The organism is Billgrantia desiderata (assembly GCF_900108215.1).
Taxonomy (GTDB): domain Bacteria; phylum Pseudomonadota; class Gammaproteobacteria; order Pseudomonadales; family Halomonadaceae; genus Halomonas; species Halomonas desiderata.
In genome coordinates this window covers 417094-431595 of the sequence record NZ_FNVC01000001.1, presented here as the reverse complement: position 1 = coordinate 431595, position 14502 = coordinate 417094, and the positions used below count along the sequence as shown (strand labels likewise).

Sequence of the window (14502 nt, the reverse complement as noted above, 5' to 3'; positions counted from 1 at the left end):
CGAAGGCAAATAAGATGCCGGCTTGTAGGGTATTGGCGACAAAGTTGGGAGGCTGTTGTCGCCAAAATTAGACATGCGGCGTCGTTATGGGTTGTCACATTTAGGCGATGTGGCCGAATGTTTGTAACCGATGTGTCATTCGCCGTGTCACTAAATGGAGACGTAGTGTGAATAAAATAAGAGACATGCAGAGGCGCATTAAAGAGACAACTTCGAGTCCGCTGAGAATAAATTTGGCAGGGGCGAATTAATTGGCCATGCGAGTGAACAGTCAATGAAGCATTATTCCTTGCGTACGCGAATGAGCCGTGTGCTCTTGTCATGTAGCGTGTTGCTCATGGGTGGGTGCGCCTTTGCCCCCGGTGGCCACATCGACTACCGCACGGACGCAGCGCCCATCGATGACCTGGTCGATATCGAGCCGATCACCTTTGGCCTGGTGCGTGCCCTGCGGCAGGAGCGTCAGCAAGTCGAAGACTTCACCAGGGTCAGCGAGACGCTGCAGCAGGACATCGATGGTTACGACTACTACATCGGCAAGGGCGATGTGCTCACCGTCATCGTCTATGGCCATCCGGAGCTGACCATTCCTGCCGGTGGGGAGCGCAGCGCTGCCGAGTCGGGCAACACCGTGCACAGCGACGGCACCATCTTCTACCCCTTCATCGGCCGGATCCCCGTGGAGGGACGCACAGTGCGGGAGGTGCGTGACGTCATCGCCCGCGGCCTCGAGCCCTATGTGGCCATGCCGCAGGTCGAGGTGCAGGTCGCCCAGTACAACTCGCAGCGGGTCAACGTGACCGGTGCGGTCGCCGACCCCGGCCCGCTGCCGATCCGCAACGTGCCGCTGACCGTGCTCGATGCCATCAGTCAGTCCGGCGGTCTGGCGGACCACGCCAACTGGCATGACGTGCTGCTGACCCGGGATGGTGAGGAGATCCGCCTTTCGCTGCATGACATGCTCAACCGTGGCCGGCTCGACCGCAACCTGCTGCTGCGGGCCGGTGACGTGCTCCACGTTCCCGACAACAGCGATCAAAAGGTCTATGTCATGGGCGAGGTGCGCGAGCCGCGAAGCCTGGCCATGGGGGCGAACCGCTTGACGCTGACCGATGCGTTGTCCGAAGCCGGCGGCATCAACGAGGGCAATGCCAACGCCTCGGGGATCTTCGTCATCCGCCGGGCGCCGGAGGAGAGCGACAAGCTGGCCACGGTGTATCAGCTCGACGCCCGTAATGCCACGGCCCTGATGCTGGGCGCCGAGTTCGCCCTCGAGCCCACCGACGTGATCTACGTGACGACGACACCGCTGGGCCGCTGGAACCGCGTGGTGCGCCAGATCCTGCCCACCGTCAGCAGTATCTACCAGACCACCCGCACCGGGCGTGAGCTGGAACGGATCGGCGAGTAGGAGCAAGCAATGTTTCAGGACCTTCTGGTGGTGTGTACCGGCAATATTTGCCGCAGTCCGGTGGGGGCGGCGCTGCTCGATCAGGCATTGCCCGGGCACCGGGTCGCTTCCGCTGGCCTGGGGGCGCTGGTTGGTCACCCGGCGGATGCCACTGCTGCACGGCTGGCCGAGGCCGATGGGCTCGATCTCTCCGCGCACCGCGCACGTCAGATCGATGCCGAGATGGCCAGGCAGGCCGACTTGATTCTGGTGATGAGCGAGGGCCAGCGCATGGCTGTCGCAGAGCGCTTTCCCTTTGCCACCGGCAAGACCATGCGCTTCGGGCGCTGGCTGCCCGGCGTGGCGGGTGACGGGGATGACATCCCCGACCCTTATCGCAGGAACGAAGAGGTCTTCGTGCGCGTACATCGTCAGCTGACCGAGGCGGCGCGTCTGTGGCAGGCCCGTCTGGCTAGTCCGGCTGGCTAGTCCGTCTGGTCTGGCTAGTCGGTCTGGTCTGGCTAGTCGGTCTGGTCTGGCTAGCCTCGCGAGGCTGACGCGAACGACCACCTTCACACCAGGGATTCCATGATGGTGAAAGAGAGCAAGACGGGCTCGCGCCCGGGCTATGACGATATCGATCTGGGCAGGCTGCTTGGTGTCCTGCTCGACAACAAGTGGCTGATCATGCTGGTGACGGCGCTGTTCGCCGTGGCCGCCGTGATCCACGTACAGCTGGCTACGCCGATCTATCGTGCCGATGCCCTCGTTCAGGTGGAGGGCAAGACCGGGCTCAGCAACCCGCTGGCCGAGGTGCGCTCGTTCCTCGGCGACGAGCCGAAAACCGATGCCGAACTCGAGATCCTGCGTTCTCGTATGGTGCTGGGGCAGGCCGTCGATCAGGAGCGACTCGACATTTCCGTGACACCCAGTCGTTTCCCGTTCGTCGGCGACTTTCTGGTACGCCGCGGCATGGAGCGGCCCGGATTCTCCCGGAGCAGCGTGTGGGCCGGCGAGTATCTCAATGTCGGTGAGTTGCGAGTCGATGACGAGTGGCTGGGTCGGGCGCTGCGCCTGGTGGCGGGCGAAAGCGGCAGCTATCGCCTGTACCACGGCGACACGCAGCTTGGCGAGGGCCGGGTCGGCACGACGGAGCACTTCGCAGACGGCGGTATCGAGCTGCGAGTGGCGGAGCTGGAGGCCGCCGAAGGGGCCGAGTTCACCGTGGTGCGGCGTACCCGTCTGGCTGCCATCAATCAACTGCGCGGACGCTTCAGCGTCACCCAACGCGGTCGCGACAGCGGCGTGTTCAACATGACGCTGCTCGACGAGAACCCTCGCCGCGCCGAGCGTACCCTGAGCGTGATCGGCCAGATCTATCTGACCCAGAACGTCGAGCGGCAGAGTGCCGAGGCGGAGCAGAGCCTGATCTTCCTCGAAGAGCAGGTGCCGGAGGTGCGTACCGAGCTGGCGCGGGCCGAGGATGCCCTCAACGCCTTCCGCATGGAGCACGAGAGCGTCGATCTCAACATCGAGACGCGCTCGGTGCTGGACCGGGTGGTGGACCTCGATTCGCGACTCAGCGAGCTGGAGATGGAGCAGGCAGAGCTGAGTCGGCGCTACAACTCCTCGCACCCGCTGTATGCGGCGATGATGGAAAAGCGCAACAACCTGGAGCGCGACCGCGAGCGCCTCAACGAGCGCATTCATGCGCTGCCGGAAACCCAGCAGCAGATCCTGCGCATGTCGCGGGACGTGGAGGTCACCCAGCAGGTCTACGTGCAGCTGCTCAACAAGATCCAGGAGATGAGCATCACCAAGGCCAGTACGGTGGGCAACGTGCGTATTCTCGACGACGCCGTGGCTCAGCCTGGGCCGGTGGAGCCGCGCAAGCCGGTGACGGTGGTGATGATCACCCTGGTGGGCGGCTTCCTGGCGGTGGCTTTCGTGATCGTGCGCAGCATCCTCAATCGCGGCGTGGAGAGCGCCGATCAGCTCGAGGATCTGGGCCTGCCGGTGTACGCCACCGTACCGCTGTCCGACGATCAGCAGAAGCTGGTGCGTAGGGTCAAGCGTAACAACCGGCGGCGGGGGCGCAGCGTGGCCTGTGGGGTGCTGGCGCAGAACGCTCCCGACGACACTGCCGTCGAGGCCCTGCGTGGCCTGCGTACCTCGCTGCATTTCGCCATGCTCGAGGCTACCGACAACCGGCTCATGATCACCGGGCCTAGCCCCAACATCGGCAAGAGCTTCATCAGCATCAACCTGGGCGCAGTCGTTGCCCAGGGAGGTCAGCGTGTCGTCGTGCTCGACGCCGACATGCGCAAGGGCCATGTACATACCGCCTTCGACGCCGACAGCAAGGGCGGGCTCTCCGAGGTGCTGGCCGCCAAGGCCGAGCTCGACGAGGTGATACGCCAGTCGCCGATCAACGGCCTGAGCTACGTGGCTCGCGGCAAGGCACCGCCCAACCCCGCCGAGCTGTTGATGAGCGAGCGTTTCGGCCAACTGCTGGATGCTCTGAGCGAGCGCTTCGACCTGGTGATCGTGGACACGCCGCCCATTCTCGCCGTGACCGATGCCGCCATTATCGGCCATCGCTGTGGCACCAGCCTGATGGTGGCGCGCTTCGGCCTCAACCCACCGCGTGAAGTCGATGTCGCCATTCGGCGTCTCGAGAGCAGCGGCGTCACGGTCAAGGGCGGCATTCTCAACGCCATCGAACGCAAGGCTGCCACCAGCTACGGCTATGGCTATTACCACTACGCCTACAAGACCACCCAGACCTGAGCGCCGGCTGCGTGCGGGTCTCTGTCCGGGCCCGCGGCGGCGGGCCGTTCCCTGGCGTAAGGCCGAGGTGCCGCGACGTTCGCGCGGCCGGCACGAGCGCCGATCACTACCACTCGAAAATCATGGAAGCGTCATGACCACTATCAAAGATCGTCTGATTGGCCGGCTCGAGAGCAAGGATGCCGTGATCGGGATCGTCGGGCTCGGCTATGTGGGGCTCCCCCTGATGTTGCGCTACAACGAGATCGGCTACCGGGTGCTGGGCATCGACATCGATGCGAGCAAGGTCGAGAAGCTCAACGCCGGGCGCAGCTACATCGAACACATTGCCAGCGAGCGGATCGCCCAGGCCCGGGATACCGGCTTCGAAGCTACGGCGGACTTCTCCCGCGTGGCTGAGGCCGACGCCGTGATTCTGTGCGTGCCGACACCGCTCAACAAGTACCGCGAGCCCGACATCAGCTTCGTGATCAACACCGTCGATGCGCTCAAGGCGCACCTGCGTGAAGGCCAGGTGATCTCGCTGGAGAGCACCACCTATCCCGGCACCACCGAAGAGGAGCTGCTGCCCCGCGTCGAAGAGGGCGAGCTCAAGGTCGGCGAGTCGCTGTTTCTCGTCTACTCACCGGAGCGCGAGGACCCGGGCAACCCCGACTTCGAGACCCGCACCATCCCCAAGGTGGTGGGCGGGCATACCCCGGCCTGTCGTGAGGTGGGGGTGGCACTCTACCGTGCTGCCATCGACCAGGTGGTGCCGCTGAGCTCCACCCGGGCCGCCGAGATGACCAAGCTGCTCGAGAACATCCATCGCGCGGTGAACATCGGCCTGGTCAACGAGATGAAGATCGTCGCCGACCGCATGGGCATCGACATCTTCGAAGTGGTGGATGCCGCCGCCACCAAGCCGTTCGGTTTCACGCCCTATTATCCCGGGCCGGGGCTGGGTGGGCACTGCATTCCCATCGATCCTTTCTATCTGACCTGGAAGGCGCGTGAGTACGGCCTGCACACGCGTTTCATCGAACTGTCGGGCGAGATCAACCAGGCCATGCCCGAATACGTGGTGAACAAGCTGATCGAGGGGCTCAATCAGCGTGGCAAGGCGCTGAAGGGCAGCCGCGTGCTGGTACTCGGCATCGCCTACAAGAAGAACGTCGACGACATGCGCGAGTCGCCGTCGGTTTTCATCATGGAGCGCATCCGCGACCGTGGCGCCGAGGTGGCCTACAGCGACCCTCACGTGCCCTCCTTCCCGCCCATGCGCGAGCACCACTTCGATCTCGAGAGCGTACCGCTGTCGCCGGCCGCCCTGGCCGAGTACGACGCCGTGATCCTCGCCACCGACCATGATCGCTTCGACTACGACATGATCCGTGCCCATGCCCCTCTGATCATCGACACCCGCGGCATCTATCGCGGCGAGAACGATGAGCGGGTGATCAAGGCCTGATCCATGTCCAACTCACAGGTAAACGCCATGAAATACTTCGCTCTGATCGGTGCTGCCGGCTACATCGCCCCGCGCCACATGAAGGCCATCAAGGAGACCGGCAACCATCTGGCCATGGCCTACGACGTCAACGACTCCGTAGGCATCATCGATTCGATCTCGCCGGAGAGTGAGTTCTTCACCGAGTTCGAACGCTTCCTCGAGAGTGCCTGGCAGCGCAAGCGCGATCCCTACACGGCGCTCGACTACGTGTCGGTGTGCTCGCCCAACCACCTGCACCATGCTCACATCGCCGCCGGCCTGCGGCTGGGGTGCAACGTGATCTGCGAGAAGCCGCTGGTACCCACGCCGGCGCTGCTCGACGAGCTGGAGAAGGTGGAGAAGGAGACCGGACGGCGCGTGTTCAACATTCTGCAGCTGCGCCACCATCCGGCCATTCTCGAACTCAGGGAGCGTGTGGCTGCCATGCCCCGTGACGACAAGTACGACGTCGAGCTCACCTACATCACCTCACGTGGCAAGTGGTACCACGAAAGCTGGAAGGGCGATCCGCGCAAGTCCTTCGGCGTGGCGACCAACATCGGCGTGCACTTCTTCGACATGCTGCATTACGTGTTCGGCGATCTCGAGCGCAACGTGGTGCACTACCTGGACGAGCAGCGTGCCGCCGGCTTCCTGGAATACCGCAAGGCACGGGTGCGCTGGTTCCTCTCGATCGACAGCAACGACCTGCCGAGCAGCGTTCAGGGCGAGCAGCGCACCTACCGTTCGATCCTGTGCGAAGGGCGTGAGATCGAGTTCTCGGGCGGCTTCACCGATCTCCATACCGTTTCTTACCAGGAGATCCTGGCCGGTCGCGGCTTCGGCCTCGACAGCGCCCGTCACTGCATCGAAACCGTCGATACCATTCGCAACGCGGCGCCGGAAATGCCAGTGCGCGGCGAAGCGCACCCCTGCCTCAAGCGCCATCTGATGTGAGGTGTGCCATGCAGACTCAAGCGCAAGAGAACCGCTACCCAGGCGTGCAGATTCACCCCAGCGCCATCGTCGACGCAGGTGCCGAAATCGGTGAGTCGACCTATGTCTGGCACTTCGTCCACGTATGCGGTGGGGCCCGCATCGGCCGCGGCGTATCGCTGGGGCAGAACGTCTTCGTCGGCAATCGCGTGGTCATCGGCGACGGCTGCCGGGTGCAGAACAACGTTTCGGTGTACGACAACGTCACGCTCGAGGCGGGCGTCTTCTGCGGCCCCAGCATGGTCTTCACCAACGTCTACAACCCGCGCTCCACGGTCGACCGCAAGAACGAGTATCGCGACACCCTGGTGCGTGAAGGAGCGACCCTGGGCGCCAACTGCACCATCGTGTGCGGTGTCACCATCGGCCGTTATGCCTTCGTCGGAGCGGGGGCGGTGGTCAACCGCGACGTGCCCGACTTCGCTCTGATGCTGGGTGTGCCGGCCCGTCAGCAGGGCTGGATGAGCCGCCATGGCGAACGCCTGGAGCTGCCGCTGGAAGGCGAGGGTGAAGCGGTGTGCCCGCACACCGGCGACCGCTACCGGCTGAAAGGCGGCACGCTCACCTGTCACCCGGCGCAGCAGGATGCTCCACCTACCGTTAAGGACAACGGACGCGTGAAGGACAACGGACGCATGGAATTCATCGACCTCAAGGCCCAGCAGGTGCGTATTCGCGAGCGCATCAACGCCGGCATCCGCAACGTGCTCGAGCATGGCAAGTACATTCTCGGCCCGGAGGTGGACGAGCTGGAAGCGCGGCTGGCCGATTACGTCGGCGTGCGCCACTGCATCACCTGCGCCAACGGCACCGACGCGCTGCAGATCGCGCAGATGGCGCTGGGCATCGCGCCCGGCGACGAGGTGATCACCCCCGGGTTCACCTACATTGCCACCGCCGAAACGGTCGCGCTGCTGGGCGCACGCCCGGTCTACGTCGATGTCGACCCGCGCACCTACCTGCTCGATCCGGACAAGCTGGAGGCGGCGATCACGCCTCGCACCCGCGCGATCGTACCGGTCTCGCTCTATGGCCAGTGCGCCGACATGGACGCCATCAACGAGATCGCCGCGCGCCATGGCATCCCGGTGATCGAGGACGGTGCCCAGAGCTTCGGTGCCACCTATCGCGGGCGGCGTTCCTGCAGCCTGTCGAGCATTGCCACCACCTCGTTCTTCCCCAGCAAGCCGCTGGGCTGCTACGGCGACGGTGGCGCGCTCTTCACCGACGACGACGAGCTGGTCAAGGTGCTGCGCCAGATCGCACGACACGGCCAGGGGCGGCGCTATTACCACGTCAGGATCGGCATCAACAGCCGGCTGGATACGCTGCAGGCCGCCATTCTGCTGCCCAAGCTCGACATCCTCGACGAGGAGCTGCTGCTCAGGGAGCAGGTGGCCGAGCGCTATGGCCGTCTGCTGCAGCGCCATGGTTTCACGGTGCCGCATGTGGCGCCCTACAACACCAGTGCCTACGCCCAGTACACGGTGGAAGTCGACGATCGCGAAGTGGTGATCGCACGCCTGGCCGAGGCCGGCATACCTACCGCCGTGCACTATCCGATTCCGCTCAACAAGCAGCCGGCGGTGGCCGACCCGGGCGTCGACCTGCCGATCGGCAATCGGGCCTCGCGCCGGGTGATCAGCCTGCCGATGCATCCGTACCTCACGGCCGAGGATCAGCAGCGCATCGTCGCGGCGTTGGCAGAGGCGGTGGCATGAGCCGTCGGTCAGGGAGAGCGAACACGTGCTGAATCGGCTCGTCGTACCGGCAAGGAAGCTGCTGCCGACCCATGCCTTCGCCCGTGGCGTCAGCGTGCTGGTAGGGGGCACGGCAGGGGCGCAGCTGTTGACGCTGCTGGCCGCGCCGCTGTTGACCCGCCTCTACGCGCCGGAGGATTTCGGCCTGTTGGCGGTATACGGCGGGCTGCTGGCGCTCTTTACCGTCGTTGCCAGCGGTCGCTACCAACTGGCGATTCCACTGCCCGAAACCGAGCGCGAGGCATCGGCGGTGCTGGCGCTCAGCCTGCTGGTCGTCTCTTTCACCACCCTGGCGGCGCTACTGCTGGTGGCGTTGGGTGGCAGGGGGCTGGCCGAACTGTTGGGCGTGCCTGCGCTGGCGCCGTGGCTGTGGCTGCTGCCGCTCGGTGTGGCCTTTGCCGGCGGCTATCAGGCCGTCAGCCACTGGGCGGTGCGGACCCGCGCCTTCTCAGCCATTGCCGCGACCCGCATCAAGCAGTCCCTGGCGCTGCTGACCATTCAGCTCCTTGCCAGCCCCCTGGGCGGGGCCGGGCTGCTGCTCGGTCATGCCGCCGGCCAGGGGGCCGGCACGCTGACGTTGGCGCGTCCGGCGCTGCGTGCGGTCGGCCAGCACGGTGTCACGCCGGCCGAGGTGTGGGCGGTGGCGCGGCGCTACTGCAAGTTTCCGCTGTTCTCCACCTGGTCGGGCCTGTTCAACACCTTGGGCAAGCAGTTGCCGCCGTTGCTGTTCGCGGCCCTGTTCAGTCCGGTGGCGGCAGGGCTCTACGCCCTGGCTCACCGTGTGCTGGCCATGCCCATGACGTTGATCGGTGAGGCCGTGGGCAAGGTGTTCTTTGCCAGTGCCGCCGAGGCGCATCGCCGCGGCGAACTGGGTGCGCTGGTCGCCAGGGTGCACGGCGTGCTGGCCCAGCTTGCCATGCCGCCGGCCATCGTGCTGGTGCTGAGCGGGCCGGAGCTGTTCGCGCTGGTATTCGGCGAGCGCTGGCGTGAGGCCGGCGAGTTCGCCCGCTGGATGGCGCCCTGGCTCTATCTGGTGTTCGTCACCTCGCCATTGAGCCATTTGTTCACGGTGCTCGAGCGACAGGGACAGGGGTTGATCTTCCAGACCGTGCTGCTCGTCGTGCGCTTGGCGGCCATTGCGATTGGCGCGGCGGCAGACGACCTGATGCTGACGGTGGCGCTGTTCTCGCTGGGCAGTGCCCTGTGCTGGATCGGCTTCCTCGCCTGGATTGCCCGACTGACCGGCAACCGGCCGGGCAGCCTGGCGCTGTCCACGCTGACGGCGCTGGCGATGAGCCTGGCCCTGCTGATGCCGTTGATCGTCGTCGCGACGCTGGCGCCGACATGGCTGCCCTGGGGCGCCGCGCTGCTGCTAAGCGCCGCTCTGGTGGGCATCCGTTATCTCCTTCTGTTCCGTAAGGCGTATCAATGAGTTCGATACAGTGTCACTTCACTTCCCCTCGCTGGCAGGAGTGCGAGATCTCGGGCGGCCGCGGTTTCGTGCGGGGGGCCGTCTGGCTGAACGGGCACTGCCTGTCACCGGCGGGTGCGGTCAAGCAGCTCGATCAGATAGATGGTGTGACGGCCTGGCGCAAGCGCATGAGCGACATGAGCGGCTTCTACGCCATGGTGCGCCAGGTCGGCAATCACCTGGTGGCGGCCGTGGATCGGGTGCGCTCGATTCCGCTGTTCTATGGCGTCGACGCCGGTAACGTCTTCCTCAGCGACGATGCCGATTGGGTCCGCCAACAGGTTGGGGAAGAGCGCATCGATGCGGACGCCAGGGCCGATTTCGAGCTGGCCGGCTTCGTCACCGGCGGTGACACGCTGTATCGCCGGGTCAAGCAGCTGCGTGCCGGCGAGGCGCTGATCGTCAACGACTCCGACCTCGGCCTGACGCTCTCGCTGGAGCGCTATTTCCGCTTTCAGTACTACGGCATGTCGGACCGCGACGACAACCGGCGTTTGATCCGGCTCGAGGAGGTGGTGGAAGAGGCCTGCGAGCAAATGGTCAGGATGGCAGCCGGGCGCACCATCGTGGTACCGCTCAGCGGCGGCTACGACTCACGGCTCATCGCCACGTTGCTGGCACGCTGCGAGTACCCCAAGGTGCTCACCTATGCCTACGGCCATCGCGACAATCGCGAAGCCAAGGTGAGCCGCGAGGTGGCACGCAGCCTGGGCCTGCCCTGGACCTTCGTCGAGTACAGCCAGTCGGCCTGGAGCGGTGTGGCCGACAGCGAGGAGTACTGGCGCTATCAGCAGTGGGCTTCGGGCTGGAACGGTATCGCCAACATGCAGGACTGGCTGGCCGTGAAGCTGCTGACCGAGCAGGGCAAGGTCGAGCCGGGATCGCTGTTCGTGCCCGGCCACTGCTGCGTGACGGGCTTCCTGCTGTCGAGCGTGTTCGAGGCCAAGCGCGCAGGACGGCTGATGGAAGCAGGCGAGCTGAGCGAAGCGATTCGCCAGCGGCACTTCCTGCTCAACGCGAGCGAGGAGGGCAAGGCGCTCTTCGAGGAGCGAGTACGGCCCCGCCTGGCGCAGGACTACACCCTGGACGAGGCGCTGGACCCCGACGAGTTCATTCGTCAGTTCATCCTGTTCGGCTGGCAGGAACGTCAGGCCAAATTCATCATCAACTCGGTGCGCTGCTTCGAGTTCTACGGTCACGACTGGTGGATGCCACTCTACGAGCGGGACTTCATGGCCTTCTGGCAGGCGGTGCCGCGGCACTGGCTGGAGCGCCGCTCCGGCTATGTCACCTTCGTCGAGAACCTCTTCGCCGAGGTCAGTGGACAAAAGGCGCCGCTGGGCAACGCGGCGCAGCAGTCGCGCCAGAGCATGCGCGCCCGGCTGAGCCGGCTGGATGCCTTCCGTCGCGGCCCCGGAAGGCACATGAAGCGTCTGCTCAAGCGGATGATTCCCGGCCTGTCCCAGGGCAACACGCTGGCCTCCACCGGGCGCTTTCCGCCCGAGACCTTGGAGCGTCTGCGCTCGGAGGGCTACTCCCACAACGGGGTGGCGGCCCAGATGTTCCTCGAGAGGTTCGGCTGAGCCATGGCATTCAACGCATTGACTCGATCCCTGCGTGTCGGTCTGGCCGCCGCTGGCTTGCTCGGGCGCAATCTCATCCAGGTTCGCGGTTACCGCGCCGTTCCTCTGCGCTGCCACGGCGCCTACCGGCTCTGCGGCATGAAGCGGATGTATCTGGACGAAGCGCTGGCGCTGTATGCCGAGCTGCATGACGGCAAGCCTCTCGATCTACCGCGGCGCTGGCTCTATCGGCTGGCGGGCGACCGTCTCGGCGTGGTGGCTCTGGACATCGAAGGGCATGTGGTCGGGGCGGCCTTCTATGGCTTCTCGCCACGTGACCTGGCCGAGGGCAGGGTGCACTCGAGCTTCAGCGGGGTGCATCCGGCCCACCGTGGCCGCGGGCTGGCCACCGAGCTGCGACGCAGCGCCATCCTGCATTTCCGCGATCACGGCGTGCGCGGTTACTCCTCGCGTATCAGTGCCGACAACATCGCGTCACTCAAACCAAGCCTGCGTCTCGGTTTTCGTATCGTCGAGCGCTATCACGATACGGCAACGGGCGAGCAGCGCTTCTACCTGGTCTGCGACTTCGACGACGACTATCGCGAAGCCGCGGCACCTGCCGCATCGCTCGAGACAGGGCCTTAGGCTGAGTACGAAAAGGAAAGCCGTACATGCGCAACGATCCTTTGTTTCATCCCGGATGGATCCGCTTCAACGAACAGCGCTGGGAGCTGAGCGCCGAGCCCTTGGTGCTCACGCCCGAGAAGGGCGACGCCTGGCGCCTCGAGACGGTGCTCTATCGCAATCGCCAGGGGCGTCTGGTGACGCCGCCGCGCAACCCGCATCTGCCGATCGATTTTCACTGCGCCAGCGAGCGGCCTGCCTCGCGCAACCGACGCAAGCGGCTGGCGCTGACCCGCCTGGCGGACCATCTGCAGCAGTGCGAGTTCGGCGGCAGCCTGTCGCTCTCCTCGGTGGCGGACGACGTGCGTCCGTTCGAGTGGGCCAACATGGCGGCGCGACCCCGCTACACCTATCACCTCGACATCGCCAGCCGGGATGAAGCCATCGACCCCAGCGCGCGCAAGAAGGCGCGCAAGTGCCGCCGGCTCGGCTATCGCTGCGAGACCACCGAGGATTACGCCGCCGTGGCCGCATGCCTGGCCGGGCCGGAATCCCGCAAGGGCTTCGATTACCGCCTCGATGCCGAGGAGCTGGCACGTCTGGCCGAATTGATGGGACCCGAGCATTTCGTCTGCTTCCTGGCGCGCAACGCCGAGGGCGAGGCGATGGGTACTCGGGTCTGTCTGTTCCAGCCGGGCGGCCACGCCCTGGCCTGGTCGGCAGGCATGAAGACCGAGGCCATGAAGGATGGGGTCAACAACCTGGTGGCCGAGGAGGCGCTGGAGTTCTTCGACCGCCAGGGCTGCAGCGTCTTCGATTTCATCGGTGCCAACATCGCGCCGGTGGCGGAGATGAAGGAAGCCTGGGGCGGGCGACTGGTGTGCCACTACTCGATCAGTCGGCGAGGGATCCGTCAGTTGGCCCGTGAGGCGTACGTCACGGCCCGCACAATGATGAAGAGGGAATCCAAGTGAACGAGATGACCGCACTCTACGACCGGAATTCCCGGGCCCGGCAGGAGGCGACGCTGGAAGCCGCGCGCCTGCCGGAAGATTCGTCTGCTGCATCCACCGCCGGCGAGCCGGTGCTGGCCTGGCTGGAGCAGGTACTGCACGAGCGCTTCGGCGTACCGCTGCGGCTCGAGCGCGACGGCCCCGAGCGGCTCTATCTGCGTCACGCAGGCGAGGCAGGCCACGTGCTGTTCGACCGCCTGCAGCCGGGCTTCTATCTGAGCGGCATCGAGCTGCCCCATACCCAGTGGGATGCGACGAGCGAAGGCTTCAGTGCGCCGCTGGACATGCCGCTGCCGGCACCGGGTGCGGCTAGCCTGCCGCGGCCTCTGGTCGAGCCGGTGACGGGCGGCCTGGCGGTGCACTACGACATTCTCGGCCTGACCTTCTGGATGCTGTCACGCCAGGAGGAAGTCGATGCTCAGGTGCTCGACCGTCACTGCCGTTTTCCCGCCAGCGCCTCCCATGCCGGCCGCCACGGCTACATCGATCGGCCCGTGGTCGACGAATGGCTGGCCGTGCTGGGCCAGGTGATTCGCTGTCAGTGGCCCCGGGCGGTGCTGCGCCAGCACCGCTTCACTCAACGCCCGACCCACGACGTCGACCGTCCCAGTCGCTACGGCTTCGCCCATGACGTGCGTCTGGCACGCGTCATCGCCGGCGACGTATTGCGCAACCGCCGGCCCCAGGCGCTGCTGGTGGCGCCGTGGGTACGCCTGCGAACCCGGCGTCGGCTGCACCCGCTGGACCCGCTCAATACCTTCGACTGGCTGATGAATGTCTCCGAGCGTCACGGCCTGACCAGTGCCTTCTATTTCATCTGCGGGCGTACCGATCCGCGCAAGGATGCCGACTACGAGCCGGAGCATCCGGCCATGCGTCACTTGATGCGGCAGATACACGAGCGCGGTCACGAGGTCGGCCTGCATCCCAGCTATCACACCTTCCGCAACCCCAAGGAGCTGGCCAACGAAGCCGAGCGCCTGCGCCGGGTGTGTGCCGAGGAGGGCATCGAGCAGGAGCAGTGGGGCGGCCGCATGCACTATCTGCGTTGGCAGATGCCGCTGACGCTGCAGGGCTACGTTCAGGCGGGGCTGGATTACGACACCACGCTGGGCTATGCCGAAGCGCCCGGATTCCGCTGCGGTACCTGCTTCGAGTATCCCGCTTTCGATCCGGTCAAGGGCGAGCCGCTGCCGCTGCGTATCCGCCCGCTCATCGCCATGGAGGCCTCGGTGATCTCGCCGCTCTACCTGGGGCTCGGCGTGGGCGAGGAGGCCTTCGAGTGCTTCAGCCGGCTCAAGGCCCGCTGCCGCGCGGTGGGGGGCACCTTCACCCTGCTGTGGCACAACTCGGAGTTGACCACTTCGGCTCAGCGGGCGCTCTACCAGCGCGTGCTGGATGCCTGAGTGGCCGGGGTAGCGC

General features: G+C 65.6%; 11 protein-coding genes and 1 pseudogene. All 12 read left to right on the top strand.

Annotation, left to right across the window (positions count from 1 at the left end; all coding sequences use genetic code 11):
* The first annotated feature begins 274 nt into the window (after positions 1–274).
* Positions 275–1411: a polysaccharide export protein gene (locus tag C4S71_RS02015; protein WP_235014137.1), complete on the top strand. Its 1137-nt coding sequence runs from the start codon at positions 275–277 to the stop codon at positions 1409–1411.
* A gap of 9 nt (positions 1412–1420) precedes the next feature.
* A complete protein-coding gene (locus C4S71_RS02010) occupies positions 1421–1879 on the top strand; it encodes a low molecular weight protein-tyrosine-phosphatase (RefSeq protein WP_103968029.1) in 459 nt (152 codons plus the stop codon).
* Between the two features lie 102 nt (positions 1880–1981).
* Complete coding sequence (locus tag C4S71_RS02005; protein ID WP_103968028.1) at positions 1982–4180, top strand: polysaccharide biosynthesis tyrosine autokinase; 2199 nt, start codon at positions 1982–1984, stop codon at positions 4178–4180.
* Between the two features lie 133 nt (positions 4181–4313).
* Positions 4314–5630, top strand: a complete 1317-nt coding sequence (locus tag C4S71_RS02000) for a nucleotide sugar dehydrogenase (RefSeq protein WP_103968027.1) — start codon at positions 4314–4316, stop codon at positions 5628–5630.
* A 27-nt stretch (positions 5631–5657) separates the two neighbouring features.
* Positions 5658–6608 (top strand): Gfo/Idh/MocA family oxidoreductase, encoded by a 951-nt coding sequence (locus C4S71_RS01995; RefSeq protein ID WP_103968026.1) that lies wholly within the window; start codon positions 5658–5660, stop codon positions 6606–6608.
* 8 nt (positions 6609–6616) lie between these two features.
* Positions 6617–7213 (top strand): annotated as a pseudogene (locus C4S71_RS22565) (acyltransferase); the annotation flags it as partial.
* Positions 7214–7282: 69 nt separating this feature from the next.
* A complete protein-coding gene (locus C4S71_RS22560) occupies positions 7283–8368 on the top strand; it encodes a DegT/DnrJ/EryC1/StrS family aminotransferase (protein ID WP_200825215.1) in 1086 nt (361 codons plus the stop codon).
* A 25-nt stretch (positions 8369–8393) separates the two neighbouring features.
* Entirely contained in the window at positions 8394–9839 is a 1446-nt protein-coding gene (locus C4S71_RS01985; RefSeq protein ID WP_103968024.1) for a lipopolysaccharide biosynthesis protein, read from the top strand.
* The gene (locus C4S71_RS01980; RefSeq protein ID WP_103968023.1) at positions 9836–11461 is read left to right on the top strand and encodes an asparagine synthase-related protein; all 1626 of its coding nucleotides are present in this window, start codon (positions 9836–9838) and stop codon (positions 11459–11461) included. The genes C4S71_RS01985 and C4S71_RS01980 overlap by 4 nt, the downstream gene beginning before the upstream one ends.
* A gap of 3 nt (positions 11462–11464) precedes the next feature.
* The gene (locus C4S71_RS01975; protein ID WP_103968022.1) at positions 11465–12088 is read left to right on the top strand and encodes a GNAT family N-acetyltransferase; all 624 of its coding nucleotides are present in this window, start codon (positions 11465–11467) and stop codon (positions 12086–12088) included.
* Between the two features lie 26 nt (positions 12089–12114).
* Positions 12115–13041, top strand: a complete 927-nt coding sequence (locus C4S71_RS01970) for a GNAT family N-acetyltransferase (RefSeq protein WP_103968021.1) — start codon at positions 12115–12117, stop codon at positions 13039–13041.
* Between the two features lie 5 nt (positions 13042–13046).
* Positions 13047–14486, top strand: a complete 1440-nt coding sequence (locus tag C4S71_RS01965; RefSeq protein WP_235014148.1) for a polysaccharide deacetylase family protein — start codon at positions 13047–13049, stop codon at positions 14484–14486.
* The last annotated feature ends 16 nt before the right edge of the window (positions 14487–14502 follow it).